The organism is Kytococcus sp. Marseille-QA3725 (assembly GCF_054950055.1).
In genome coordinates this window covers 164,836-188,958 of record NZ_JBUCLA010000001.1, presented here as the reverse complement: position 1 = coordinate 188,958, position 24,123 = coordinate 164,836, and the positions used below count along the sequence as shown (strand labels likewise).

Below are 24,123 nucleotides of genomic sequence, written 5' to 3'. Positions count from 1 at the left end.
CCGACTCGGTCGGCGGGAGCGAACCACGCCACCCTGGTCATGGAGTGCGGAGACTCACGGCCCGGCACCAGGCGTCGGATGCCTGCCACGGTACGGTCACGAACTGGCTGCGGAGGTCACTCCGCGTCGAACTGGAGCCGCAGGACCTGCCACTGCTCCCAGCACGCCTCCGGGTCCAGGTCGTCGAACCCGCGCCCCTCCGCCATGCGTGCAGCCATGGACGCCGTCACCGGGACGCAGGTCGCCTCGTCCCGGATCGCGAGCACCTCCTGCTCCGTGAGCGCCGTGCCCTTGTCCTGCTCGGCGACGCGGAGCAACACCACCAACGCAGGAATGAAGAGAAACGCCTCTCCCTCGTCCGTCCCACCCGACATCGCGTGGCCGCTCCCTCTCGCTGGGCCGATCGTGCCACGACGGTCCCGGCCCCCGCGGTGAAGGGCGCGGTACCGCCGGGCACCCCCTCAGGGCCGTCGTGGCACCGTGCGGTCGCAAACAAGCACCCGATCGGAGGATCAGAGGCCGCGACGCCGCCAAGTTCCTACGTTACATGAGCGGATCCTGCCGTTGAAGGACGACCCGGAGACCGACGGCTACCGCATGGTGGTGGGCCCCGGCACGGTGGAGAAGGTGGACGGTGACGTCCACATCATGCGCTCCGGCAACGGCTTGAACACCTTGCTGGTGCCCGACGGCGAGGCGCTGCAGACCTACACCGGGGACAACATCAAGGAGAGCACGGTGGGCTTCCTCGCCCACAGGGTGGGCGTGGCCCTGTTCTTCCTGGTCACGGTGATCTCCTGGTTGCGCTCGTGGTGAGCCTGGTGCACAGGGGGATGCGGGCCCTGGCGCGGCGCGGGACCCCGAGTCCGTGGCCGGGAGGGCGCCGGTGCCCTGGTCCACGCCGCTCTTCCACCTGGTGCAGGTGCTGCTGGGAGTGGCGGTGCTCGTCCTGGTGTTCATGGCCGTGGGCAACGACCTCGCACTCGCCCGGACCCTCGCCGCGGCCGTGGGGGTACTGGCGCTCACCGTCCTGGGCGTGTGGCTCGTCACGCCGCTGCGGCGAGTGCGTCCGAGTACCTGGCTGACGGTCATCTTGGTCATCCGCCTCGGCAAGGTCCTCTACTGGCGGTGGTTCCTCGTGTGATGCGGGGACCGGCTCATCCACCTGGGCCCCGAGGGGCGTCAGACCCCCTCTGACCTAATCACCCTCCTGCGACGCTCCAGGACGGCCAGCACCACCATCACCACGACCGCGACGGCCGTGAAGTTGAGGAAGATGTCGCGGTACGCGTCGGGGTGCAGTTCCTCGAAGCGGCCCAGCTCCCGCGTCAGACGTTGAAACGGAACTCGACCACGTCGCCGTCCTTCATGACGTAGTCCTTGCCCTCCATGCGGACCTTGCCGGCCTCCTTGGCCGCGTTCATCGAACCCAGCGAGTCCAGGTCCTCGAAGGACACGACCTCGGCCTTGATGAAGCCCTTCTCGAAGTCCGTGTGGATCACACCGGCGGCCTGCGGGGCGGTCCAGCCCTGGTGGATCGTCCACGCGCGGGCCTCCTTCGGCCCGGCGGTCAGGTAGGTCTGCAGGCCCAGGGTGTTGAAGCCCTTGCGCGCCAGCTGGTGCAGCCCGGGCTCGTCGATGCCGACGCTCTCCAGCAGCTCGGCGGCCTCCTCCTCGTCCAGCTCGGCCAGCTCGGACTCCAGCTGGGCGTTGAGGAAGATCGCGTCGGCCGGCTTCACCAGCTCGGCCATGCGGCTGCGGAAGTCCTCGTCGGTCACCTGGCTCTCGTCCACGTTGAACACGTAGATGAACGGCTTGGTGGTCAGCAGGCCCAGCTGGGCGGCCACGTCCATGTCGATGCCGGCGGACTCACCCTTGGCGAACAGGGTGTCCCCACCCTCCAGCACCTTCTGCGCGGCCAGGGCGGTGTCGAGGACCTCCTTGTCGGTCTTCTTGCCCTTGACCTCCTTCTCGAGGCGCGGGATCGCGTTCTCGAGGGTCTGCAGGTCGGCCAGCACCAGCTCGGTGTTGATGGTCTCCAGATCGCCGCTCGGGTCGACGCGACCGTCCACGTGGTGCACGTCGTCGTCCTCGAAGGCGCGGACCACCTGGCAGATCGCGTCGGCCTCACGGATGTTGGCCAGGAACTTGTTGCCCAGCCCCTCCCCCTCGGAGGCACCGCGCACGATGCCGGCGATGTCCACGAAGCTCACGGTGGCCGGCAGGATGCGCTCGGAGCCGAAGATCTCGGCCAGCCGTCCCAGGCGCTCGTCCGGCAGCGGGACCACGCCCACGTTCGGCTCGATCGTCGCGAACGGGTAGTTCGCGGCGAGCACGTTGTTCTTGGTCAGCGCGTTGAACATGGTCGACTTGCCGACGTTGGGGAGACCGACGATTCCGATGGTGAGTGCCACGGGCGCGCAGTCTACGTGCCGTCAGTCGTCCAGGGCGCCCGCCCGCGCGTGCGGGCCGAGCCAGAGCACCAGCACCAGCGCCGTCACCGTGGTGCCGGCCATGACCGTGGCCATGGGCAGGGCCCCGTCGCCGGGCAGGAGACCCGTCAGCGGCGAGATGAGGCCACCGGCGCCGAACTGGATGCAGCCCATGAGCGCGGCGGCCGAGCCGGCGGCCTCCCCGTGGCGGCTCAGCGCGAGCGCCGGCGCGTTCGGGAAGCACAGGCCGCAGCTGGCCACGATGACGGCCAACGGCACCAGCACCCCGAGCAGGTGTCCCCAGGTGAGCGCCAGCACCAGCATGGCCACCGCCGCGGTGACCGCCATGACCACGCCGGCGCGCAGCAGCTGGTAGGGCGAGAAGGTGCGCATGAGCACCGGGTTGAGCTGCGTCAGGATGATGAGCCCGACCGCGTTCACTCCGAAGGCGATGCCGAACTGCTGGGCGGAGAAGCCGTAGTGCTCCTGCAGCACGAAGCTGGCGCCGGAGACGTAGCTGAACATGGTGGCGAACATCAGCCCGACCGTGGCCACCAGGGCGAGGAACATGCGGTCACCGAGCAGCGAGCGGTAGGTGGCCAGCGTGGCCCGCGGCGCCATCGAGCGCCGCCGGTGGCGTGGCAGGGTCTCTGGCAGGAAGCGCCAGACCAGCAGCATCTGCAGCAGCGCGAAGGCCCCGAGCACGACGAAGACGCCGCGCCAGGTGGTCACCTGCAGCACCGCACCGCCGATGGTGGGGGCGAGGATCGGGGCCACGCCCATCACGAGCATGAGGTGCGACATGAGGCGCGCCGCGGCACTGCCCCGGAAGAGGTCGCGCACCGTGGCCATCGAGGTGACCGTGATGGCCGAGCCGGCGACACCCTGCACCACGCGCGCGGCCGCCAGCAGCCCCACCGAGGGCGCGAGGGCGCAGAGCACCGAGGCGACCGCGTGCAGCACCAGCCCGGCGATGCGCAGGCGCCGGCGCCCGAGGGAGTCGGCGGCGGGACCGCTCACCAGCTGCCCGAGAGAGAGGCCGAGCAGCATGCCGGTGAGGGTCAGCTGCACCTGCGCCTCGGTGGCGAGCAGGTCCTTGCCGATGGCGGGGAAGGCCGGCAGGTACATGTCGATCGTGAGCGGCCCGATGGCGATCAGGCCCCCCAGGACGACCACCAGCTGCACGTACTCACGACCGGTCGGGTTCTCCAGGTGGCGGTCGTGGGGCTTGGGCATGGTTCCCATTGTCACGGCCCCCGGGTGGTGCCTCGAACCGTTTTCGACGTGACGTCCGTGACCACCTCGGGGCGAGGCTGTCGGTGGGCGGTGGCAGGGTGCGCGCCATGGACAACGCCGCCGATCCCGGTCTCGCCCTGCCGCTGGTGCTCACCCTCGCGTTCCTGGCGCTCGTGGTGGGCGTGGCACTGGGCTGGCTGCTCGCGCGCTCCCGGGTGGGAGCCGATCTGGCCACCGCCCGCGAGCGCAGCCGGTCGTGGCAGGAGCGGGCCGAGCGCGCCGAGGGCGAGGTCGAGCACCTGCGCGGCGCCCTGGAGCACGAGCACACCGAGTCCCGCCGCCGTTCGACGCTGGAGACCGAGGAGGCCCGCACCCTGGCGCCGCTGCAGGCCTCGCTCAAACGGGTGGAGCAGCAGGTGACGGCCCTGGAGCGCGACCGCGTCGAGCAGTTCGGCGAGGTCGGGGAGCGTCTGCTGCAGGTGATCGCCTCCACCCAGCGGCTGGACGAGTCGACCTCGACGCTCGCGGGCTCGCTCGCCTCCAGCGGGGTCCGCGGGGCCTGGGGCGAGAGCCAGCTACGACGGCTGGTGGAGCACGCGGGCATGGTCAACCGCGTTGACTTCGACGAGCAGGTGCAGGCGGTCAGCGCCCACGACGCCCCGGTCCGCCCGGACATGGTCGTCCGGCTGCCCGGGGAGCGTGTCGTGGTGCTGGACGCCAAGGCACCGATGTCGGCCTTCCTGGCCGCGCAGGACGCCGACGACGCCGACCGCGCCCAGCTGCTCATCCGACACGGCAAGGCCCTGCGCAAGCACGTGGAGACCCTCGCCGGCAAGGCGTACTGGTCGGCCTTCTCCCGCTCCCCCCAGTTCGTCGTCTGCTTCGTGCCCACCGACGCCACGCTGGCCGCCGCTCTGCAGAAGGACCCTGCGCTCTTCGACGACGCCCTGCGCCGCAACGTGCTGCTGGCCTCCCCCAGCACCACGATGGCACTGCTGCGCACGGTGGCACTGGTGTGGCAGCACGAGCAGGTGGAGCGGAACGCCGAGGAGGTGCTGACGCTGGGGCGCGAGCTGCACGGGCGCATCGCGACCTCGGCCGATCACCTGCGCGGCATGGGTCGTCAGCTGTCGCGCACGGTCGACTCCTACAACGCGATGGTGGGCAGCCTCGAGTCGCGGGTGCTGGTGAGCGCCCGGCGGTTCCACGAGCTGGGCGTCACGCAGGAGGACCTGCCCGAGACCGAGGGCGTCACTGCGTCCCCGAGGCCCCTCACCGCGCGGGAGCTGACCTCAAGGGGATGACCCGGGGACCGATCAGGGCAGCGCGCCCGCGTCGTGCCGGATCTCCGTGGACTTGTCGTCCAGCCCGGAGGCACGCAGGTCACGGCGCAGCTCACCGGGCAGCTGGAAGAGCATCTTCTCCTCGGCCGCGGTGAACACGTCCACGTCCCGGTAACCACGGGTGGCCAGGTCGTCCAGCAGGTCACGCACCAGGATCTCCGGCACCGAGGCACCCGAGGAGACGCCGATGGTCTCGACGCCCTCGAACCAGGCGTCCTCGACCTCGGCGGCGTAGTCCACGAGGTGGCCGTCGCGCGCTCCGTGCTCCAGAGCGACCTCCACCAGGCGGCGGGAGTTCGAGGAGTTGCGCGAGCCGACCACCAGCATCAGGTCCAGGTCCGGGGCCATCTGCTTGACGGCGGACTGGCGGTTCTGGGTCGCATAGCAGATGTCGTCGCTCGGCGGGTCCTGCAGCGCGGGGAACTTCTCGCGCAGTAGGCGGACGGTCTCCATCGTCTCGTCCACGCTCAGGGTGGTCTGCGAGAGCCACACGACCTTCTCCGGGTCGCGCACCTCGACGTCCGCCACCCCCTCGGGGCCGTCCACGAGGATCACGTGCTCGGGCGCCTCACCGGAGGTGCCGACCACCTCCTCGTGCCCCTCGTGGCCGATGAGGAGGATGTCGTAGTCGTCGTCGGCGAAGCGGACGGCCTCACGGTGCACCTTGGTGACCAGCGGGCAGGTCGCGTCGATCGACCTCAGGCTCCGCGCCTGCGCCTCCTCGTGCACGATCGGGGCCACACCGTGCGCGGAGAAGATGACGGTGGCGCCCTCGGGCACCTCGTCGGTCTCCTCGACGAAGACCGCCCCCCGGCGGCGGAGGGTCTCCACCACGTGCTTGTTGTGCACGATCTCCTTGCGGACGTACACCGGGGCGCCGTACAGCTCGAGAGCCTTCTCGACCGTCACCACGGCCCGGTCGACGCCGGCGCAGTAGCCGCGGGGAGCGGCCAGCAGGACGCGCTTGGTCTCAGGGGTCGTCTGTGTATCCACCCCTCCATTCTAGGCGCCGCGAAGGTGCCCCTTCCCTGCCACGGGACATGCCTCCCGAGCGCGCGAGGAGACCCCTCCCATCCCCCTGCGGAACTACTCCCACCGGATAGAATATCCACCCACGGGTGGACCCATGGCTCCACGCCCCTTCCTAACGTCCTTGGCGGAGGTCGACAGGGGAAGTCGACCCCACAACGGATGGGCCGGACGCCCGGCCCGTGAAATGGGAGGGAAATCCATGTTTCGTCAGCGCAAGATCATGACCGGTGTCCTCGCTGCGGCGTGCTCGCTGGGTCTCGGGGCCGCTGCTCCGACCGGCGCCCAGGCCGACTCCAAGGACATCCAGGGCGGGTACGTGAGCTCCGGGTGCTCCGGTTCCTGGATCGACGGGGGCAGCGTCGGCAGCCACCCCACGGCCCGCTGGAACCTGTACTACTCGTCGGCCAACGGCGGCACCAACTGCCTGGTCGTCCACGACAACACCGCCGGTTCCCACTACATGGAGGCCTCGGTCCACCCGGCCGGGGACTACCACACCGGTGCCAAGGACACCGGCATCTTCAGCACCTACGCCGGTGGCGTGAACGTCACCGGGATGGGGGGCCGCTGCGTCGGGATGCACGCCAGCATCATCGACAACTGGAAGACGTACACCGCCGACATCCCGTCCTTCCACTGCGGCTGATCGCCCCGACCGGCGCCCCGGGCACCCGTCCACAGGTCGTGTGCCCGGGGCGCCGCTCCGTGTCCGGACGGATCTAGAGTCTCCGCCATGACCGAGATCCCCTCCCTGCCCGAGAAGGCAGCGCAGACCACCGCGGAGCAGCCGTGGCCGCTGCGCACCCTCTCGCGGAAGATCGACGACTACGTCGACCGCATGTCCCCGCTGTGGGTGGAGGGGCAGCTGGTCGAGCTCTCCCGCCGTCAGGGTGCCAAGTGGGTGTGGATGACGCTGCGGGACACCGACGCCGACCTCTCCATGCGGGTCATGGCACCGACGGGCGTGGTCGATGCCGTCCGGCCGCCGCTGGAGCAGGGCGCCCGCGTGGTCCTGCAGGCCAAGCCCCGCTTCTACCCCAAGAACGGGTCGCTGAGCCTCTTCTGCCGCGCCATCCGCCACGTCGGCGTCGGGGAACTGCTCGCGCGCGTGGAACGGCTCAAGCAGCAGCTGGGCGCCGAGGGGGTCTTCGACGCCGGCCGCAAGCGTCCGCTGCCCTTCCTGCCCCGCCGCGTGGGGCTCGTGTGCGGTCGCAACTCGGCCGCGGAGAAGGACGTGGTGGAGAACGCACGTCGCCGCTGGCCGGGTACCGAGTTCGTCATCCAGAACGTGCCGGTGCAGGGACCCCAGGCCGTCACCGCGGTCATCGCGGCGCTCGAGGAGCTGCAGCGCACCCCCGGGGTCGACGTGATCGTCGTCGCCCGCGGCGGCGGCAGCTTCGAGGACCTGCTCCCCTTCAGCAACGAGGCGATGGTGCGGGCGGTGGCCGCCTGCCCGGTCCCGACCGTCAGCGCCATCGGGCACGACGTCGACAACCCGCTGCTGGACCTGGTGGCGGACGTCCGGGCCTCCACCCCCACCGACGCGGCCAAGCTCGTGGTCCCCGACGGGGCGGCCGAGCGCAACGGCGTCACCCAGGGCCGGGACCGGCTGCGCCGCGCGCTGCTCACCCGGCTGACCGGCGAGCGCCGCGGGCTGACCGCCGTCATGGAGCGCCCGGTCATGGCCGACCCCACGGTGATGGTGACCCGGCCCCGCACCGAGCTGCTGCGGGCACGAGAGGCCGCCGAGCGAGCGGTGGCGCGGCGCCTCGCCTCGGAGGAGCAGCGCGTCACCGCCACCAGGGGGCACCTGCGGGCCCTGAGTCCGCTGGGCACCCTGGAGCGCGGGTACGCGGTGGTCCGCACCTCCCAGGGGCACGTCGTCACCTCGCGCGAGGAGATCGAGGCCGACGAGCTGCTGCGGGTGACCGTCGCCGACGGGGACTTCGCCACCCGGGTGGTGGGTGGATGACCACCTGCTCCCGCGACGCCCGGCCCCACCGATCGTCCACGCCCCCCTACCCGGCCACCTGCCGACCGACCGCCCCCACCTCCGACCGACCGGAAGGAACACCCCGTGAGCCAGACCAGCCCGGAGAGCACCACGCCCGAGAACGCCGACCACCCCGACCGCACCCCGGTCGCGGACCTGAGCTACGAGCAGGCCCGCGAGGAGCTCGTCGGCATCGTGGCCACCCTGGAGCGCGGCGAGCGGCCGCTGGAGGAGTCCATGGAGCTGTGGGAGCGCGGTGAGGCGCTGGCCGACCACTGCGCCTCGTGGCTGGACGCCGCCCAGCAGCGGATCACCGACCGGGTCGAGGCGCGACAGGGTGGCAGCGAGGGCGACGCCGCGGAGTCCTCCGCCCAGGGCGGGGCCGACCCCGCCGGCGCTCAGGCCGAGGGCGAGGCCGGCGCCGAGGACTGAGCCGGCGCCCCGTCGAACTCCAACGACTCGACCAGGGTGCGCAGCTCCTCCTCGGAGGCGTCCCCGCTGACGACCACGGCGGAGTCGTCCGGGGCGTCGGTCAGCACCGCACCGCGACGCTCCGGGTCCGGGCGCAGGGTCAGGTCCCAGCGGTGGCCGGCTGCCTCGAGGGTCCCGTCCTTCTCGGAGGTGCCGGCCTTGGTCTCGACCCAGGGGGCGATGTCGGCGCGCTTCCCCTCCTCCCCGACGAGGCGCTGGTCGAGGCTCAGGTGCTTGCCCTCGGGGGTGCTGTAGGTGACGTGCCAGACGCGGTCGCGGCCGTCCTCGCTCAGCTGCGCGTGGGTGGCGTTCCACCCCTCCGGCAGGTCCTTGGCCTCGACGATGTCGCGCCCGGTCTCGCGCTGCGTGGTCATGGTCTGCTGCTGCGCGTCGACGGTCCGCTCGGGCAGGGAGTCCGGCATGGCGACCATGGCCCACCAGACCAGGACGATGCCCACCACGATGAGCGAGGACCAGATCATGCTCCGCCAGGACCCCATTCCACGGCGACGGGGAGGGGGCGCGGGCTGCACGGCGGGGTCGGTCATGCGGCGCATTCTCCCACCGCCGAGGCGTTAGGCTCACCGAAGCCCCGGGTCACCGCCGACACGTGGGCGACGACGTCCCAGGAGAGCTCATGACCACCACGTCCACGTCCCCTCTGCGCGCCGACCGGAACCTGGCCATGGAGCTGGTCCGGGTGACGGAGGCGGCGTCCATCGCCGGCGCCCGCTGGGTGGGCCGCGGCGAGAAGAACACCGCCGACGGCGCCGCCGTCTCCGCCATGCGCGAGATGATCTCGACCGTCTCCATGAACGGTGTGGTCGTCATCGGCGAGGGCGAGAAGGACGACGCCCCCATGCTCTTCAACGGCGAGCGCGTCGGCGACGGCCACGGCACCGAGGTGGATGTGGCCGTGGACCCGATCGACGGCACCACGCTGACCGCCAAGGGCATGCCCAACGCCGTCTCGGTGATGGCCGTCGCCGACCGGGGCGCGATGTACGACCCGAGCGCCGTGTTCTACATGGAGAAGATCGCCGTCGGCCCGCAGGCCAAGGACGCCATCGACATCTCCGCCTCCACCGGCGACAACGTGCGCGCCGTGGCCGAGGCGCTGGGCAAGGCCGTCGACGACCTGACCGTCGTGGTGCTGGACCGCCCCCGCCACGACCAGCTCGTCTCCGAGATCCGCGAGGCCGGCGCCCGCATCCGCTTCATCTCCGACGGCGACGTGGCCGGCGCCATCATGGCCGCCCGCCCCACCTCCGGCATCGACATGCTCATGGGCATCGGCGGCACCCCCGAGGGAATCATCGCGGCCTGCGCCATGAAGTGCATGGGCGGCGCCATCCAGGGCCGCCTGTGGCCCCAGGACGACGCCGAGCGCGCCAAGGCCGAGGAGGCCGGGCACGACCTGAGCCGCGTGCTCACCACCGAGGAGCTCGTCACCGGCGACTGCTACTTCGTGGCCACCGGCATCACCGACGGGGAGCTCCTGGACGGCGTCCGCTTCCACGCCGGCGGCGCGCGCACCCACTCGCTGGTGATGCGCTCGGCCTCCGGCACCATCCGCGAGGTGCTCGGCGACCACCGTCTGGAGAAGGTGCACGAGGTCCTGTGACCCCCACCCCCGCGGTGCTGGTGGTTGGCGAGGCGCTCGTCGACCTGGTGGACGACGGCCACGGGTCCCCCACCGAGCACGTCGGGGGCTCCCCCGCGAACGTCGCGATGGGGCTGGCCCGCCTCGACCACGAGGTGCTGCTGGCCACCCACCTGGGTGACGACGAGCGCGGGGCCCTCGTGGCCGACGCCGTGCGCGGGGCCGGGGTGGGCCTGACGCCGGCCAGCACCTCGGCCGACCGCACCTCCACGGCCACCGCCGTGCTGGACCCCACCGGGGCGGCCGAGTACGTCTTCGACCTCGAGTGGCGGTACGACGCCGCGGACACCACGGCCTGTGCCGAGGGCAGCTCGACGCCGGTGGGCCACCTGCACACCGGCAGCCTCGGGACCGCCCTGGAGCCTGGTGGCGCGGCCGTCGTCGAGCACCTGCGCGCCCTGCGGGGCCGCTGGACCGTCTCCTACGACCCGAACGCCCGGCCCGGCATCATGGCCGACACCCGGGGGACCCGGGCCCGGGTGGAGGAGATCTGCACGCTGGCCGACGTCGTGAAGTGCAGCGACGAGGACCTCGCCTGGTTCTACCCCGACCGCACGTGGGCCGAGGCGGCCGCCTTCCTGGTGGGTCTGGGTCCACGCCTGCTCGTGGTCACCCGCGGCGGCGAAGGCGCCACGGCACTGCGTCCCGGCGACGACGGAACACTCCACCGCACCGACCTCGCCGCGCCCACGGTCGAGGTCGTCGACACCGTGGGCGCCGGGGACTCCTTCATGGCCGGGCTGCTCTCCGGCCTGCTCGAGGCCGGCGTGCTGGGCGGCACCGAGCGCGCCCCCTGGGGAGACGACGTGGTGCTGCCCGCCCTGCGACGGGCCCTGGCCACCGGGGCCTGGACCGTGCAGCGCGCCGGCGCGGGCGGGCCCACGCGCGGCGAGCTGACCTGAGCCCCGCCCCGCTCAGTTGAGGGCGGAGTCGCGGGAGCGCGCCCGCTCCAGGGCCCGCTTGCGGAGCTCCTCCTGCTCGGTGGCGATCCGCGCGGCCGCACGGTCGTCGCGCGTGTAGTTGCGGCCCGTCTCCGGGTCGAAGACGTGCATGAGGCGCGGGTCGAAGATCAGTTCGGCCTCGTCGCCCTCGACGACCCGACTCTGGGTCGAGAGGTTCACGACCAGCTGGGTGCGGGCGCCCTCGCCGTCGAGCTCCTTCTCCAGCTCGTCGAGGTGCGCCATCACGGACTCCTCGGCCTCGAACGGGATGTAGGCGTACTGCTCGTTGCCCAGCCACTCGGTCTGCTCCACCGGCGCGGTGAAGCGGGCACCCTGCACCGGCGCGTCGGGGGCGGCGGAGTCCTTGAAGTGCTCCGGGCGGATGCCGCAGATGACGATGTCGCGGTCAGCCACCCGCTGGGCCAGCACCGGCGCCATCGGCACGCGGGTGAAGGGCAGCTCGAGCACGTCGCCGTCCACGCGGGCGGGCACGAAGTTCATGGGCGGCGAGCCGATGAAACCGGCGACAAAGAGGTTGACCGGCTGCTCGTAGAGCTCGCGCGGGGAGGCGACCTGCTGCAGCTCGCCCTTCTTGAGCACGGCCACGCGGTCGCCCAGCGTCATCGCCTCGGTCTGGTCGTGGGTCACGTAGACCGTCGTGGTGCCCAGACGGCGCTGCATGCGCGCGATCTCGGTGCGCATCTGGCCACGCAGCTTGGCGTCCAGGTTCGACAGCGGCTCGTCGAACAGGAAGGCATCGGCGTTGCGGACGATCGCGCGCCCCATGGCCACGCGCTGGCGCTGACCACCGGAGAGGTTGCCCGGCTTGCGCTCCAGGTGCTCCTCGAGCTCCAGCATCTGCGCGGCCTCGTGCACGCGGCGCGAGATCTCGTCCTTGGACATGGAGCCCTTGGCCAGGCGCAGCGGGAACGCGATGTTCTCGAACACCGACAGGTGCGGGTACAGCGCGTAGTTCTGGAACACCATGGCGAGATTGCGGTCCTTGGGCGCCAGGTCGTTGACCACCCGGTCACCGATGGTGAGCTCGCCCTCGCTGATGTCCTCCAGCCCCACGATCATGCGCAGGAGCGTGGACTTTCCCGAGCCGGACGGGCCCACCAGGATCACGAACTCTCCGTCCGCGATGTCCAGGTCGACGCCCTTCACGGCGTGGAAGCCGTCGGGATAGGTCTTCTCGATGCCCTCGAGGGTGATGCGGGCCATGGGATCTCTCCTTGGTTCGGAAGCAGTCGTGGGACGTCGCGGGCGTCAGCCCTTGACGGCTCCCGAGGTGAGGCCGGCGACGATCTGGCGCTGGAACACCAGCACCAGCAGGACCACCGGGATGGTGACGATGACCGAGGCCGCGGCGATGGCGCCGGTCGGCTGCTCGAACTGGCTGGCCCCGGTGAAGAAGGCCAGCGCGGCGGGGACGGTCTGCGCCCGCTCGCTGGTCAGCGAGACGGCGAAGACGAAGTCGTTCCACGCGGTGAAGAACACGATGATGCCGGTGGTGAACACCCCCGGCAGGGCCAGCGGGACGATCACCTTGCGGAAGGCCTGCCAGCTGGTCGCGCCGTCGACCTGCGCCGCCTGCTCCATCTCCCACGGGATCTGCTGGAAGAAGGCCGTCAGCGTCCAGATCGCCAGCGGCAGCGTCAGCGACAGGTACGGGATGACCAGACCGGGGATCGTGTCGAACAGCCCGATGGTGCGCCACAGGTTGAAGATCGGCGTCACCAGCGAGACGACCGGGAAGAAGCTGACCGTCAGCGCCGTGAAGAGGATGAGGCCCTTGCCCGGGAAGTCCAGCCGGCTGATGGCGTAGGCACACAGGGTGGCCAGCCCCACCGAGATGACCGTCGCCAGCAGGCAGACCACCAGCGAGTTGACCAGCGCCGGCACGAACAGCGGTTGGGCGTCACCTGTGAGGATCAGCTTGTAGTTGTCCCAGGTGAAGCCCTCGCCGGTGGGCCAGAAGTTGCCCAGGGTGTTGAGCTCCGGGTCGGACTGGGCCGCGTCGCTCTTGACCGACAGCGCGAACATCCACAGCAGCGGGACCACCGTGTAGGCGATCACGAGCAGGGAGACGAGGAAGAGGGGCCACTTGCCCTTGGTGTCGGGGGCCTGGTCAGCCATGGCCGCTCACTTCCCTTCCGTGAGGTTGACGTCGAAGACCTTGACGAAGACGAAGGCGATGAGCACCACGTACAGGAAGAGCAGCACCGACAGGGCCGAGCCCAGGCCGATGTCCATGCGCTCGATCGTCTGGCGGTAGACCACCATCGACAGGGTCGAGGTGTCGTTGGCGCCACCTGTCATCACGAACGGGTTGTCGAAGATGCGGAAGGCGTCGAGCGTGCGGAAGAGCAACGCCACCATGACGGCCGCCTTCATGTTCGGCAGCACCACCTTGAACAGGCGCTGCCAGAAGCCGGCGCCGTCCACCTTGGCGGCCTCCTCCATCGCGCCGTCGATCTGCGCCAGTCCGGCCAGCAGCAGGAGCGACATGAAGGGGGTGGTCTTCCAGATCTCCGACAGGGAGATCACGAACAGCGCCGGCCAGAAGGAGCCGAACCAGTTGAAGTTCTCGCCGAACGCCCCGAGGGTCAGCGTGTTCATCCAGTGGTTCACGAAGCCGGTGTCCACGCGGAAGGCATAGAGCCACGCGTAGGCCGAGACGACCGTGACGATCGAGTACGGGATGAGCACGATGGTGCGCAGCGTGCGCCGGGGCAGCACCACGCGGTGCATGAGCAGCGCGATGCCGAAGCCGAGCACGAGCTCGACCACCACGGTGAACACGGTGATGAGGGCGGTGACCCCGGTGGCCTGCCACCAGTACCCGTCGGTCAGCGCGGTGGTGTAGTTGCCCAGCCCGATGAAGGACTTGCCCGCCGGGTCGGTGAGGCGGAAGCGGAAGAGCGAGTTGTACAGCGCGTACAGGATCGGGAAGAGCGTGACCCCGAGCATGATGAGGAAGGCCGGGGCGCTGAGCAGCCAGCCCAGGTTGCGCTCACCGCGGGCACGGTCGCTGAGCGGCCGCTTGCGGGGTGCGCGGCGCTCCTCGGCGACCTCCACCCCCTGGTCCGGTGCGACGACGTCGGATGCGGTGCTCACAGGAGCTTCTCCCCCTTGATCACGGCGAGGATGAACTCCTGCGCCTGCGCGGGCGTGTTCTGGTCCACCTTGTCGGGCGGGCTGAACGAGCGCTGGAGGCCGGTGGAGATGTCCCCGTAGAACTGGCTCTGGGGGCGCGGCTCCGCGGCCTCGAGGGACTCCCGGATCAGCCCGGCCATCGGGAACTGCTTCCTGATCTCCGGCTCGTCGAACACCTTGGAGCGCGAGGCCGGGTTGCCGATGTTCTTCATGTACATCGTCTGCTTCTCGTGGCTGGTGATGCACCGGATGGCCTCGTAGGCCTCCTCCGGGTGCTCGCTCGCGGCGTTCACGCCCAGCTCGATCCCACCGAAGGGAGGCGCGCTCTCCTTCCCCTCGGTCGTCTGCGGGAAGCGGGCCCAGCCGATGTCGTCGATGAACTTCACGCCGTTGGCCGGGAAGGCGGCCCAGACGTACGGCCAGTTGACCATGAACCCGGACTTGGCGTTCGACTGGAAGAGGTTGAGTGCCACGGTCTCGTCGGAGGTGCCCATCGCGGGACCGGCGACACCGGTCTCGGCGATCCTGCTGACGACCCCCGCAGCAGCCCGGCCGGCCTCGCTGTCGACGTCCAGCTGCACCTCGTCGGCTGTGGCCCCCGGGTTCTTCAGCACCTCGCCGCCGGCACCGGCCATCAGGGCGTTGAGCCAGACCGTGTACCCCTCGTAGGGCATGGCCTGCACGCCGACCGTCCGGTCCTGCGAGTCGGCCGCCTCGATGACCTGGTCCCAGGTGACCGGCTTGCTCATGTCCAGCCCGGCCTTCTCGGCGACGGACTTGCGGTACCAGAGCACCTGCGTGTTGGCCCAGAAGGGCACCGCCACGAGCTCGCCCTGCCAGGTGGAGGCGTCGATCGCCGACTGCACCCGGTCCTCGGTGAACTCCCTCTCGAGCTCCTGCGGCACGTCGGCCAGGTAGCCGGCGTTCGCGAACTCCGCCAGGAACACGGGGTCCAGGCTCATGAGGTCGACACCGGGGTCCCCCGCCGCGACGCGGCGCAGCAGCTGCACGCGCTGGTCGCTGGCACTGTTGGGCAGCAGCTCGGTGCGGATCGTGTAGGCCCCGCCGGACTCCTTGGCGCACTCCTGCGCGATCTGCGCCTGACCGCCGCCCTTCGGGTTGTTGCCGCCACCGTCGGGGTTGATGTACCAGGTGAGCTCCGGGGGCCCGTCCTGGGCCTGCGATCCTCCGCACCCCGCGACCACCATGGCCGCGAGCGCGACGCCCGTCACCGCCCGCGCCGTCCTCGTCCGGCGTCCCATGCCTTCTCCTCTCGATGCGGTACCCCGGCGTGACCCGCTCCGCGGCACCGGATCCGCATCGGGACCCGTCCCCGATCGACCCGGTCGGCCGACGGTGGGAGTCCACGTGTTGTGCATCACTCTAGGTCCGCGAGCTCCCCCGATAGGTGCATGACACGACCCGATCCCCGGCCCGTGGTGGGAGGATGCCCCCATGGACACCAACTCCCCCTCCCCCTCAGAGGCCTGGGCGACGATGCTCGAGGGCAACGGCCGCTTCGTGGCCAACGCCCCCGAGCACCCGAACCAGGACGCAGCCCGCCGCGCGACCCTGGCCGACGGACAGGCCCCGTTCGCGCAGGTCTTCGGGTGCGCCGACTCCCGGGTGGCCGCCGAGATGATCTTCGACCGCGGCATCGGCGACCTGTTCGTCACGCGCACGGCCGGGCAGGTGCTCGACTCCGCCGTCCTGGGCACCCTCGAGTTCGGAGTGCACGTGCTGGGCACCCCGCTGCTGGTGGTGCTCGGTCACGACTCGTGCGGCGCGGTCGGCGCGGGCCTCGAGGCGCACGCCACCGGCGCCCTCCCCCCGGGCCACCTCTCGGACGTGGTGCAGAAGGTGACGCCGAGCGTCCTCACCGCCCACCGCGAGGGCGTCACCGACCCCCGCGGGGTCATGGAGCGCCACGTCGCCGCGACGGTCGACCTGATCCCCGAGCGCTCCCGTCTCGTCGGCGAGCGCCTGGCCGACGGCTCCCTCGGGATCGTCGGGGCGGCCTACGACCTCGCCAACGGCACCGTGCGGGTGGTCCACCAGCTCGGTCTCTGAACCGACGGCGCGCTCGGCGCGGTCCCGGACGACGCGAGGGCCCCGGTCCCCGGCTGCACGCCGGGACCGGGGCCCTCGTCGATCCTTCAGAGAGCGAGCGCTCCGCGGACCACGTCCGCCAGCTGCTCGGCCTTGGTGGCGGCGAGGTCCTGGGTCGGGGCCTCCACCATCACGCGGACCACCGGCTCGGTACCGGACTTGCGGAGCAGCACACGGCCGCTGCTGCCGAGCTCGCCCTCGACCTCGGCGACGGCTGCGGCGACCTGCTCGTCACCCTCGAGGCGCTCCTTGTCGACGCCCTGCACGTTGACCAGCTCCTGCGGGAGCAGCTGCATGCAGGTGGCCAGCTCGGTGAGGCTTCGGCCGGTCTCGGCCACGCGGGCGGCCAGCATCAGACCGGTGAGGATGCCGTCACCGGTGGTGCCGTGCTCCAGCAGGATGACGTGGCCGGACTGCTCGCCGCCGAGGACGTGGCCGCCGGAGCGCATGTCCTCCAGCACGTAGCGGTCGCCCACCTTGGAGCGGACCACGCTGATGCCGGCCGCCTCCATGGCCTTCACCAGGCCCTGGTTGGACATGACGGTGGCCACGAGGGTGTCGTTGGCCAGCTCGCCACGGTCCTTGAGCGCCAGCGCGAGGATGGCCATCACCTGGTCGCCGGTGACCTCCTCGCCGTTCGCGTCGACGGCCAGGCAGCGGTCGGCGTCCCCGTCGAAGGCGACGCCGAAGTCCGCGCCGTAGGCCGGCACGGCGGCCTGCAGCGGGCCCAGGTGGGTCGAGCCGCAGCCCTCGTTGATGTTCAGGCCGTCCGGCGCGTTGCCGATGACGGTCACCTTGGCACCCGCCTCGCGGAAGGCACGGGGGCCGACCTCGCTGGCGGCGCCGTTGGCGGAGTCGATGACGACGTGGAGGCCGTCCAGCCGGTGCGGCAGGGCCTCCAGCAGGTGCTCGACGTAGGCGTCCGCACCGCGCTCGTAGGGCAGCACGCGACCGACGTGGGCACCGGTCGGACGGTCCCACTCCTGACCCATGCCGGCCTCGATGCGGTCCTCGACCGCGTCCGGCAGCTTGAAGCCGCCCTCGGCGAAGAACTTGATGCCGTTGTCGGGCATGGGGTTGTGCGAGGCCGACAGCATCGCGCCGAGCGATGCGTGGGTGGTCTTGGTGAGGAAGGCGATGGCCGGGGTCGGCAGGACGCCGGCGTCGTACACGTCCAGCCCCGCGGAGGCCAGGCCGGCGACGGTGGCCGCGCTCAGGAGCTCACCGCTGGCACGGGGGTCGCGACCCACGATGGCGTGGGGGCGCAGGGTCTGCTCCGGGTCCTCGGCCGCGGTCGAGGTGGGCAGCGAGGGCCCCACCTCGTCGCCGGAGTCGGCGAGCACCTCCCGGGCGGCCGACAGGGAGAGACCGAGCGCGAGCTCGGGGGTGATGTCGGCGTTCGCGAGCCCGCGAGCGCCATCGGTTCCGAAAAGTCGAGGCATGGGCGGCACTGTACCGACGCGGCCACCGCGACCGGCCTCCACGACGCGTGGCGCCCTTCACACGCGCCCCGGCGGCCCCGCCTCCCGGGCACGCGAGAGGGCCCCCGCCGTGGCGAGGGCCCTCCTGCTGGTGCAGCCGGTGCTGCGTGGATCAGCGCTTGCTGAACTGCGAGGCCTTGCGGGCCTTCTTGAGACCGGCCTTCTTGCGCTCGGTCGCACGCGGGTCACGCGTGAGGAAGCCGGCCTTCTTCAGGGCGGCGCGGTTGAGCTCGGTGTCGATCTCGTTCAGCGCACGGGCCACACCCAGGCGCACGGCACCGGCCTGGCCGGACTTGCCGCCGCCCTGGACGCGCACCATCACGTCGAACTGGCCGCCGAGCTCCAGCAGGGTCAGCGGGTCGTTGACCTCCTGCTGGTGCAGCTTGTTCGGGAAGTACTCCTCCAGGGAGGAGCCGTTCACGGTCCACTGGCCGGAGCCGGGGACGAGGCGCACGCGGGCCACGGCCTGCTTGCGACGGCCCAGGCCGGCACCGGGGCCGGAGGCCATCGGACGACGCTCGTCGCCCTCCTCGGAGGTCGCCACGGGGGCGGACTCGGAGGTGTAGGAGGTCATCGGGGTCTCGTCACCCTCGAAGTCGGTGTTCTCGGTCGTGTTCTCAGCCACGGGGTTCTCCTTGGTCGCTTCTCTGCGCAGGGCCCGTGGCCTTACTGCGCCACCTGGGTGATCTCGAACGGCTGCGGCTGCTGCGCGGCGTGCGGGTGCTCGGCGCCGGCGTAGACCTTCAGCTTGCTGATCTGGGCGCGGCCCAGACGGTTCTTGGGCAGCATGCCGGCCACGGCCTTCTCGACCGCACGGGTCGGGTGCTTCTCGAGCAGCTCGGCGTAGGTCTCGGAGCGGAGACCGCCCGGGAAGCCGGAGTGGCGGTAGGCGCGCTTCTGGGCCAGCTTGGCGCCGGTCAGGGCCACCTTCTCGGCGTTGATGATGATGACGAAGTCGCCGGTGTCGACGTGGGGGGCGAAGTTCGCCTTGTGCTTGCCGCGCAGCAGCGTCGCGGCGTGGGTCGCCAGGCGACCGAGCACCACGTCGGTGGCGTCGATGACGTGCCAGACGCGGCCGTCCAGGATCTCCGCCTGCTTCGGGGTGTGGGTACGCATGAATCGCACTTTCTTCACGGGAGGTATGACATGTGGGCGACGTCGGTGGGGACCGGTGTCGCCCGGGTCCGCGGGCAGCGCTCCGACCGAACGACGCGGCGGAGTCGGCTGCGAGCCGGCGACCCAGTTTACGCGGGCGCAGCGGACGGCCCAAATGCCGCACAGAACCCAGAACTCCGCACCATGATGCGGAGAGCGAGCGCGCCGGCGACGCCGGCAGGGTTGGTGCAGAGACATTGTGCAGAGGTATTCTGCACACATGGCCGTCGACCGCTCCGCCCTCGCCCACCCGCTGCGCAGCCGCATCGTGGCCCACCTGCGCACCCACGGCGCCGCCACCTCGGCCGACCTCGCCCGGGCGCTGGACACCAGCACCGGGGTCACCAGCTACCACCTGCGGCTCCTCGCGGACGGCGGCCTCATCGAGGACAGCCCCGGGCCGGGGCGCCGGCGGGTCTGGGAGATCAGCGACCCGGGCAGCGAGCAGCACCACCTCGCGGACGGCCCGGAGGCCGAGGCCCTGGACACCTGGCTGGAGCACGACCTGGTGGACCTGTTCGCCACGCGCGCCCACGCCCACGTGGACGCCGTCGGGCAGGAGGCCGCCGACAGTGGCACGGCCAGCCTCGGGCGAACCGACTCCGGCTGGAGCGGCCTGCAGGACGACGCGGTGCTCGTGAGCCGCGACCAGGCGACGGCCCTGCGGGCAGAGCTCGACGCCGTGCTGCAGCGCTACCGCCGCATCGGCCAGGGCACCCCGGGGGCGCGGCGCGTGGTGGCCTGGACGGCGCTGCTGCCGGTGGACTGACCCGGCCCGGGGCCACCACCGGGCGCCGGCCACCGGCTCACTCCCCCAGCGGCTCCCGCGTGGCGCGAGCCTCCTCCTGCCGGGCCGCCCACTGCGACTCCTCCGGGTAGTCCACCCGCTCCAGCGTGAGCCCGTGGGCCGGCATGACCTGCACAGCCCCGATGCGCTCCCGTCCGGCGAGCACCTGCGCGGGCCACTCCACCGGACGCCGCCCCTCCCCCACCGGCACCACGCCACCGACCAGGGCGCGCACCATCGAGTGGCAGAAGGCGTCGGCGACCACGACGCCCTCGACGACGCCGTCCACGCGACGGGACCAGGAGAAGCGCTCCAGCGTGCGGACGGTGGTGGCGCCCTCGCGCTGCTTGCAGAAGGCCGCGAAGTCCTGCAGACCCTCCAGACGGCCGGCGGCCTCGTCCATCGCCCCGACGTCCAGCGGCCGGCGGTGGCGCACCACCATCCCCCGCAGCCGGGGGTCGACGTCCTCCACGCGGTCCCACAGCAGGTACCGGTAGTGGCGGCGCAGGGCGGCGAAGCGGGCGTCGAAGTCGGCCCCGACCACGCGGGCCCGGTGGACCACCAGGTCAGCGGGCAGCACCCCGGCCAGGCGGGTGACCAGCGCCTCCTCGGGCGGCCGATCCGAGCGCCCCGGCACACGGGCCCACACGGCGTCCTCGACGTCCCCGTGGCACACCGACCCGGTGGCGTGCACCCCGGCGTCGGTGCGGCCGGCCACCGTGAGCGGCAGCTCCGGCACGCGCAGCACCGTGCACAGGGCGGTCTCGAGCTCCTCCTGCACGGAGCGGAGGCCGGGTTGGCGCGCCCACCCGTGGAAGTCGCGACCGTCGTAGGCCAGGTCGAGCCGGATGCGTGGCATGGCCGGAGGGTAGCCGCCCGGCCGGCAGGGACCGCCGCCCCGGCCCCGGTCCTGTGCCCAGACCCACACCGTCCTCGTTCCGAGGCCCCCGTTCCGCCGCCCTAGGCTCTGGGACATGTCCTTCACGCTGGCCTCCCAGGATGCCGTCGGCGCCGTCCTGTTCGACCTGGACGGAGTGCTGACCCCCACCGCCGAGGTGCACCGCCGCGCCTGGCACCGACTGTTCACCGACCACCTCACCGAGCACGCCGAACGCACCGACGAGGCCGTGGCCCCCTACACCGAGGCCGACTACTACGACCACGTGGACGGCAAGCCGCGCCTGGACGGCGTGCGCGACCTGCTGGCCTCCCGCGGCATCGAGGTCGACGAGGAGACCGTCGTGGCCCTCGGCGAGCGCAAGAACACGGAGTTCCTGGCCGCCCTGGACGAGGGCGTCGAGGCCTACCCCGGGTCGCTGGCCCTGCTGGAGGCGCTGCGGGCGGCCGAGGTGCCGATGGCCGTCGTCTCGTCCTCGGCCAACGCCCCGGCGGTCCTGCGCACCGCCGGGCTCGAGCACTTCTTCCCAGTGGTCGTGGACGGCCGCGTGGCCCGGGAAGAGGGCCTGCCGGGCAAGCCCGCCCCGAACACCTTCTGGGCGGCGGCCGACCGCCTGGGCGTGCCCCACCGGGAGGCCGTGGTCGTGGAGGACGCGACCTCCGGCGTGCAGGCCGGGGCCGCCGGCGGGTTCGCCGCCGTCATCGGCGTCGACCGCGGCGCAGGGGCCGAGGCCCTGCGCGCGGCAGGCGCCACCACCGTCGTCGAGGACCTGCAGGAGATGCTGCCGTGACCGCACCGAACCACGTGACCGAGACCGCCGACGGCACCCCGCGCACCGACCCGCTGGACCGCACCCGCTTCCCGGTGGACCCCTGGCGACTGGTGGAGACGTCGCCCTCCACCGAGGACCTCGGCCTCACCGAGACGCTCTTCGCGGTGGCGAACGGCTACCTGGGCCTGCGGGGCAACCCCGAGGAGGGCCGCGAGGCGCACGTCCACGGCACCTTCGTCAACGGGTTCCACGAGACCTGGCAGATCAAGCACGCCGAGGACGCCTACGGCTTCGCGAAGGTCGGCCAGACGATCGTCACCGCCCCCGACGCCAAGCTCATGAAGCTCTACGTCGACGACGAGCCGTTCATCCTGGCCACCGCCGACGTGCAGTCCTACGAGCGCTCGCTGGACCTGCACACCGGGATCCTCACCCGCGATCTCGTCTGGCGCACCCCGGCCGGCAAGCGCCTGCGCGTGCGCTCGGAGCGGATGGTGTCCTTCGCCGAGCGCCACCTGGCCCTGCTCTCCATCGAGGTGGAGATGCTCTCCGGCGACGCGGCGGTCACCGTCTCCAGCCAGGTGCTCAACCGGCAGGACGGCACCGACGAGTACAGCGTCGGCGCCGAGGCCATGGGCTCCGGGTTCGACCCGCGCAAGGCCGGCGGCTTCACCCACCGCGCCCTGCAGCCCCAGTGCCAGGAGTCCACCGACCGGCGGCTGCTCATGGGCTGGCGCACCACGAACTCGCGCATGACCCTCGGGGTGGGTGCCGAGCACCACGTCACCTCCGACGCCGAGGTCCGCAGCTCGCAGGTGGTCGAGCCCGACCAGGCCAAGCAGGTGTACTCCTTCCGGCTGCGCGAGGGGCAGACCTTCCGGCTGGACAAGTGGCTCACCTACCACTCCTCCACCGGGGTGCCGGTGGCCGAGCTCGTCGACCGCTGCCACCGCACTCTCGACCGGGTGGCGCCCGACGGCGTGGAGCAGGCCCACGCGGCGCAGGCCGAGTGGCTGGCCGAGTTCTGGGACAACGCCGACGTCGAGCTGCCGGGCCAGCCGGAGATCCAGCAGGCGGTGCGCTTCGCCCTGTTCTCGCTCGCGCAGGCCACCGGCCGCGCCGACCGCGAGGGAGTCCCGGCCAAGGGGGTCACCGGCAGCGGCTACGAGGGTCACTACTTCTGGGACACCGAGGCCTACGTGGTGCCCTTCCTGACCTACACGATGCCGCACCTGGCCCGGAACGCCCTGCAGTTCCGCACGCGGATCCTGCCCCGGGCCGTCGAGCGGGCCCGCGACCTCGCCCTCACCGGCGCCCTCTTCCCGTGGCGCACCATCAACGGTGCCGAGGCCTCGGCCTACTACGCCGCGGGCACCGCGCAGTACCACATCGACGCGGACGTGGCCTACGCCGTCTCCAAGTACGTCGACGCGACCGGGGACGACGACTTCGCCCGCCGCGACGCCATCGACATCCTGGTGGGCACCGCGCGCATGTGGACCGACCTCGGGTTCTGGCAGCTCGGCCCGCGGCCGCGGTTCCACATCCACGGCGTCACCGGACCGGACGAGTACACGACGGTGGTCAACAACAACCTGTTCACCAACGTCATGGCGCGCTACAACCTCGAGCGGGCCGTGCAGGCCCTCGGCGAGCTCGAGGAGCGGGACCCGCAGGCCCACGCCGAGGTGGTGGAGCGGCTGGACCTGCTGCCCGAGGAACCGAAGACGTGGGCCGCCGTCGCCGAGGCCATCCACATCCCCTACGACGAGGCGCTGGGCATCCACCCCCAGGACGACCACTTCCTGGACCGCGAGGTCTGGGACCTGTCGGCCACGCCGCCCGAGCAGCACCCCCTGCTGCTGCACTACCACCCGCTGGTCATCTACCGGTACCAGGTGCTCAAGCAGGCCGACGTGGTGCTCGCTCTGTTCATGCAGGGCGACCGCTTCACCCCCGAGCAGAAGCGCAAGGACTTCGAGTACTACGACCCGATCACCACCGGGGACTCGACCCTCTCGGCGGTCGTGCAGTCGATCATGGCGGCCGAGGTCGGCTACCACCGGATGGCGCTCGACTACTTCCTGCGCGCGCTGTACGTGGACCTCGCAGACGCCCACTCGAACACCGTCGACGGGATGCACATCGCCAACTCCGGTGGAGTGTGGGGCGCGCTGGTCTCCGGCTTCGGCGGCATGCGCCCGGTCGGCGGCGAGATGACCTTCGACCCGCGCCTGCCGCAGGAGTGGGACGAGCTCGTCTTCCGCGTGCGCTGGCACGGCACGCGCCTGCGGGTTCGCCTGACCCAGGAGGCGGTGGAGTTCACCGCCGAGACCGGCCCGGCCACCGAGGGCGGCACCTGCACCGTCCACGTGCGCGGCCAGGCCGTGGAGATCGGCGCCCAGACCGTCACCGTCACCCTGGACGGGCAGGGGCCGCGCATCGACACCGTCCTGCGTCCCGGTGGCCACGACGGCCTCGAGCGCGCCGACGGCACGGTCATCACCGCGAGCATCCCCGACGAGGTCCCGTTCCCCTGAGCGCCCGGCGGCCCGGTCGCGCATGACTGCCGGGCCGCGCCGGCCGCACACGACGTAGGGCCCCCACCATCTGGTGGGGGCCCTCCGTCGTCAGGCCTCGGCGGTCACCCG

General features: G+C 71.7%; 26 protein-coding genes. 12 read left to right on the top strand and 14 right to left on the bottom strand.

Features of this window, described 5'->3' with window-relative positions:
• Positions 1-116 precede the first annotated feature (116 nt).
• A complete protein-coding gene (locus ACY8FT_RS00910; protein ID WP_462417072.1) occupies positions 117-326 on the bottom strand; it encodes a hypothetical protein in 210 nt (69 codons plus the stop codon).
• Between the two features lie 238 nt (positions 327-564).
• On the opposite strand from ACY8FT_RS00910, the gene ACY8FT_RS00905 reads away from it, so the two are divergent.
• Entirely contained in the window at positions 565-816 is a 252-nt protein-coding gene (locus ACY8FT_RS00905; RefSeq protein ID WP_462417071.1) for a hypothetical protein, read from the top strand.
• Positions 817-886: 70 nt separating this feature from the next.
• Positions 887-1,144 (top strand): hypothetical protein, encoded by a 258-nt coding sequence (locus tag ACY8FT_RS00900; RefSeq protein WP_462417070.1) that lies wholly within the window; start codon positions 887-889, stop codon positions 1,142-1,144.
• Positions 1,145-1,182: 38 nt separating this feature from the next.
• Here ACY8FT_RS00900 and ACY8FT_RS00895 read toward each other — a convergent pair whose 3' ends face one another.
• The 3 genes from ACY8FT_RS00895 to ACY8FT_RS00885 are packed head-to-tail and all read right to left on the bottom strand — an operon-like array spanning position 1,183 to position 3,668.
• Complete coding sequence (locus ACY8FT_RS00895; RefSeq protein ID WP_462418372.1) at positions 1,183-1,320, bottom strand: DUF6608 family protein; 138 nt, start codon at positions 1,318-1,320, stop codon at positions 1,183-1,185.
• 8 nt (positions 1,321-1,328) lie between these two features.
• Positions 1,329-2,414 carry a redox-regulated ATPase YchF gene (gene ychF / locus ACY8FT_RS00890; protein WP_462417069.1) on the bottom strand — a complete coding sequence of 362 codons (1,086 nt, stop codon included), beginning with the start codon at positions 2,412-2,414 and terminating at the stop codon, positions 1,329-1,331.
• Positions 2,415-2,435: 21 nt separating this feature from the next.
• A complete protein-coding gene (locus ACY8FT_RS00885; RefSeq protein ID WP_462417068.1) occupies positions 2,436-3,668 on the bottom strand; it encodes a multidrug effflux MFS transporter in 1,233 nt (410 codons plus the stop codon).
• A gap of 107 nt (positions 3,669-3,775) precedes the next feature.
• On the opposite strand from ACY8FT_RS00885, the gene ACY8FT_RS00880 reads away from it, so the two are divergent.
• On the top strand, positions 3,776-4,972 hold the full coding sequence (locus ACY8FT_RS00880) for a DNA recombination protein RmuC (protein WP_462417067.1): 1,197 nt from the start codon (positions 3,776-3,778) through the stop codon (positions 4,970-4,972).
• Between the two features lie 12 nt (positions 4,973-4,984).
• Here the strand turns inward: ACY8FT_RS00880 and ACY8FT_RS00875 are convergent, their stop codons facing one another.
• Complete coding sequence (locus ACY8FT_RS00875; protein WP_462417066.1) at positions 4,985-6,004, bottom strand: 4-hydroxy-3-methylbut-2-enyl diphosphate reductase; 1,020 nt, start codon at positions 6,002-6,004, stop codon at positions 4,985-4,987.
• 238 nt (positions 6,005-6,242) lie between these two features.
• Here ACY8FT_RS00875 and ACY8FT_RS00870 point away from each other — a divergent pair, with 238 nt between their 5' ends.
• The 3 genes from ACY8FT_RS00870 to ACY8FT_RS00860 all read left to right on the top strand — a co-directional run bounded on the left by ACY8FT_RS00870 (position 6,243) and on the right by ACY8FT_RS00860 (position 8,468).
• Positions 6,243-6,689: a hypothetical protein gene (locus tag ACY8FT_RS00870; protein ID WP_462417065.1), complete on the top strand. Its 447-nt coding sequence runs from the start codon at positions 6,243-6,245 to the stop codon at positions 6,687-6,689.
• Between the two features lie 87 nt (positions 6,690-6,776).
• Positions 6,777-8,015, top strand: a complete 1,239-nt coding sequence (gene xseA, locus ACY8FT_RS00865) for an exodeoxyribonuclease VII large subunit (protein ID WP_462417064.1) — start codon at positions 6,777-6,779, stop codon at positions 8,013-8,015.
• Positions 8,016-8,120: 105 nt separating this feature from the next.
• Positions 8,121-8,468 carry an exodeoxyribonuclease VII small subunit gene (locus ACY8FT_RS00860; protein WP_462417063.1) on the top strand — a complete coding sequence of 116 codons (348 nt, stop codon included), beginning with the start codon at positions 8,121-8,123 and terminating at the stop codon, positions 8,466-8,468.
• Here ACY8FT_RS00860 and ACY8FT_RS00855 read toward each other — a convergent pair.
• A complete protein-coding gene (locus ACY8FT_RS00855; RefSeq protein WP_462417062.1) occupies positions 8,435-9,055 on the bottom strand; it encodes a DUF4245 domain-containing protein in 621 nt (206 codons plus the stop codon). The two genes, ACY8FT_RS00860 and ACY8FT_RS00855, sit on opposite strands and share 34 nt — an antisense overlap.
• 89 nt (positions 9,056-9,144) lie before the next feature.
• Between ACY8FT_RS00855 and glpX the strand changes: the two genes are divergently transcribed.
• Both glpX and ACY8FT_RS00845 read left to right on the top strand, forming a co-directional pair.
• Positions 9,145-10,131, top strand: a complete 987-nt coding sequence (gene glpX, locus ACY8FT_RS00850) for a class II fructose-bisphosphatase (RefSeq protein ID WP_462417061.1) — start codon at positions 9,145-9,147, stop codon at positions 10,129-10,131.
• The gene (locus ACY8FT_RS00845) at positions 10,128-11,072 is read left to right on the top strand and encodes a carbohydrate kinase family protein (protein ID WP_462417060.1); all 945 of its coding nucleotides are present in this window, start codon (positions 10,128-10,130) and stop codon (positions 11,070-11,072) included. Before glpX ends, ACY8FT_RS00845 begins: the two co-directional genes overlap by 4 nt.
• 12 nt (positions 11,073-11,084) lie before the next feature.
• On the opposite strand, the gene ACY8FT_RS00840 is transcribed toward ACY8FT_RS00845, so the two are convergent.
• From ACY8FT_RS00840 to ACY8FT_RS00825, 4 genes are read right to left on the bottom strand one after another with little or no spacing between them, the layout of a single operon-like run.
• On the bottom strand, positions 11,085-12,335 hold the full coding sequence (locus tag ACY8FT_RS00840; protein WP_462417059.1) for an ABC transporter ATP-binding protein: 1,251 nt from the start codon (positions 12,333-12,335) through the stop codon (positions 11,085-11,087).
• A 45-nt stretch (positions 12,336-12,380) separates the two neighbouring features.
• Positions 12,381-13,250 (bottom strand): carbohydrate ABC transporter permease, encoded by an 870-nt coding sequence (locus tag ACY8FT_RS00835; protein WP_462417058.1) that lies wholly within the window; start codon positions 13,248-13,250, stop codon positions 12,381-12,383.
• A 6-nt stretch (positions 13,251-13,256) separates the two neighbouring features.
• Positions 13,257-14,231, bottom strand: a complete 975-nt coding sequence (locus tag ACY8FT_RS00830; protein ID WP_462417057.1) for a carbohydrate ABC transporter permease — start codon at positions 14,229-14,231, stop codon at positions 13,257-13,259.
• Complete coding sequence (locus ACY8FT_RS00825) at positions 14,228-15,532, bottom strand: extracellular solute-binding protein (RefSeq protein ID WP_462417056.1); 1,305 nt, start codon at positions 15,530-15,532, stop codon at positions 14,228-14,230. The genes ACY8FT_RS00830 and ACY8FT_RS00825 overlap by 4 nt, the downstream gene beginning before the upstream one ends.
• A gap of 193 nt (positions 15,533-15,725) precedes the next feature.
• Between ACY8FT_RS00825 and ACY8FT_RS00820 the strand changes: the two genes are divergently transcribed.
• A complete protein-coding gene (locus tag ACY8FT_RS00820) occupies positions 15,726-16,340 on the top strand; it encodes a carbonic anhydrase (protein WP_462417055.1) in 615 nt (204 codons plus the stop codon).
• A gap of 86 nt (positions 16,341-16,426) precedes the next feature.
• Here ACY8FT_RS00820 and glmM read toward each other — a convergent pair whose 3' ends face one another.
• From glmM to rplM, 3 genes are all read right to left on the bottom strand, one after another.
• Entirely contained in the window at positions 16,427-17,821 is a 1,395-nt protein-coding gene (gene glmM, locus ACY8FT_RS00815; protein WP_462417054.1) for a phosphoglucosamine mutase, read from the bottom strand.
• A 151-nt stretch (positions 17,822-17,972) separates the two neighbouring features.
• Positions 17,973-18,485 carry a 30S ribosomal protein S9 gene (gene rpsI, locus ACY8FT_RS00810; RefSeq protein WP_462417053.1) on the bottom strand — a complete coding sequence of 171 codons (513 nt, stop codon included), beginning with the start codon at positions 18,483-18,485 and terminating at the stop codon, positions 17,973-17,975.
• A gap of 41 nt (positions 18,486-18,526) precedes the next feature.
• On the bottom strand, positions 18,527-18,976 hold the full coding sequence (gene rplM, locus ACY8FT_RS00805) for a 50S ribosomal protein L13 (protein ID WP_462417052.1): 450 nt from the start codon (positions 18,974-18,976) through the stop codon (positions 18,527-18,529).
• 259 nt (positions 18,977-19,235) lie between these two features.
• Between rplM and ACY8FT_RS00800 the strand changes: the two genes are divergently transcribed.
• Positions 19,236-19,784, top strand: a complete 549-nt coding sequence (locus ACY8FT_RS00800) for an ArsR/SmtB family transcription factor (protein ID WP_462417051.1) — start codon at positions 19,236-19,238, stop codon at positions 19,782-19,784.
• A 37-nt stretch (positions 19,785-19,821) separates the two neighbouring features.
• On the opposite strand, the gene truA is transcribed toward ACY8FT_RS00800, so the two are convergent.
• Positions 19,822-20,661, bottom strand: coding sequence for a tRNA pseudouridine(38-40) synthase TruA (gene truA / locus ACY8FT_RS00795; RefSeq protein WP_462417050.1), 840 nt, complete (start codon positions 20,659-20,661; stop codon positions 19,822-19,824).
• A 115-nt stretch (positions 20,662-20,776) separates the two neighbouring features.
• On the opposite strand from truA, the gene ACY8FT_RS00790 reads away from it, so the two are divergent.
• Positions 20,777-21,490 (top strand): beta-phosphoglucomutase family hydrolase, encoded by a 714-nt coding sequence (locus ACY8FT_RS00790; RefSeq protein WP_462417049.1) that lies wholly within the window; start codon positions 20,777-20,779, stop codon positions 21,488-21,490.
• Positions 21,487-24,012 carry a glycoside hydrolase family 65 protein gene (locus ACY8FT_RS00785; RefSeq protein ID WP_462417048.1) on the top strand — a complete coding sequence of 842 codons (2,526 nt, stop codon included), beginning with the start codon at positions 21,487-21,489 and terminating at the stop codon, positions 24,010-24,012. The genes ACY8FT_RS00790 and ACY8FT_RS00785 overlap by 4 nt, the downstream gene beginning before the upstream one ends.
• Positions 24,013-24,123: the final 111 nt, after the last annotated feature.

What these genes read in the sequence shown, in the direction of transcription:
- ACY8FT_RS00870 (WP_462417065.1), top strand. Translation starts at nt 6,243, where the DNA reads ATGTTTCGTCAGCGCAAGATCATGACCGGTGTCCTCGCTGCGGCGTGC.
- ACY8FT_RS00855 (WP_462417062.1), bottom strand. Translation starts at nt 9,055, where the DNA reads ATGACCGACCCCGCCGTGCAGCCCGCGCCCCCTCCCCGTCGCCGTGGA.
- ACY8FT_RS00820 (WP_462417055.1), top strand. Translation starts at nt 15,726, where the DNA reads ATGGACACCAACTCCCCCTCCCCCTCAGAGGCCTGGGCGACGATGCTC.
- ACY8FT_RS00880 (WP_462417067.1), top strand. Translation starts at nt 3,776, where the DNA reads ATGGACAACGCCGCCGATCCCGGTCTCGCCCTGCCGCTGGTGCTCACC.
- ACY8FT_RS00835 (WP_462417058.1), bottom strand. Translation starts at nt 13,250, where the DNA reads ATGGCTGACCAGGCCCCCGACACCAAGGGCAAGTGGCCCCTCTTCCTC.
- ACY8FT_RS00800 (WP_462417051.1), top strand. Translation starts at nt 19,236, where the DNA reads ATGGCCGTCGACCGCTCCGCCCTCGCCCACCCGCTGCGCAGCCGCATC.
- ACY8FT_RS00840 (WP_462417059.1), bottom strand. Translation starts at nt 12,335, where the DNA reads ATGGCCCGCATCACCCTCGAGGGCATCGAGAAGACCTATCCCGACGGC.
- ACY8FT_RS00885 (WP_462417068.1), bottom strand. Translation starts at nt 3,668, where the DNA reads ATGCCCAAGCCCCACGACCGCCACCTGGAGAACCCGACCGGTCGTGAG.
- ACY8FT_RS00790 (WP_462417049.1), top strand. Translation starts at nt 20,777, where the DNA reads ATGTCCTTCACGCTGGCCTCCCAGGATGCCGTCGGCGCCGTCCTGTTC.
- ACY8FT_RS00825 (WP_462417056.1), bottom strand. Translation starts at nt 15,532, where the DNA reads ATGGGACGCCGGACGAGGACGGCGCGGGCGGTGACGGGCGTCGCGCTC.
- xseA (WP_462417064.1), top strand. Translation starts at nt 6,777, where the DNA reads ATGACCGAGATCCCCTCCCTGCCCGAGAAGGCAGCGCAGACCACCGCG.
- truA (WP_462417050.1), bottom strand. Translation starts at nt 20,661, where the DNA reads ATGCCACGCATCCGGCTCGACCTGGCCTACGACGGTCGCGACTTCCAC.
- glpX (WP_462417061.1), top strand. Translation starts at nt 9,145, where the DNA reads ATGACCACCACGTCCACGTCCCCTCTGCGCGCCGACCGGAACCTGGCC.
- glmM (WP_462417054.1), bottom strand. Translation starts at nt 17,821, where the DNA reads ATGCCTCGACTTTTCGGAACCGATGGCGCTCGCGGGCTCGCGAACGCC.
- rplM (WP_462417052.1), bottom strand. Translation starts at nt 18,976, where the DNA reads ATGCGTACCCACACCCCGAAGCAGGCGGAGATCCTGGACGGCCGCGTC.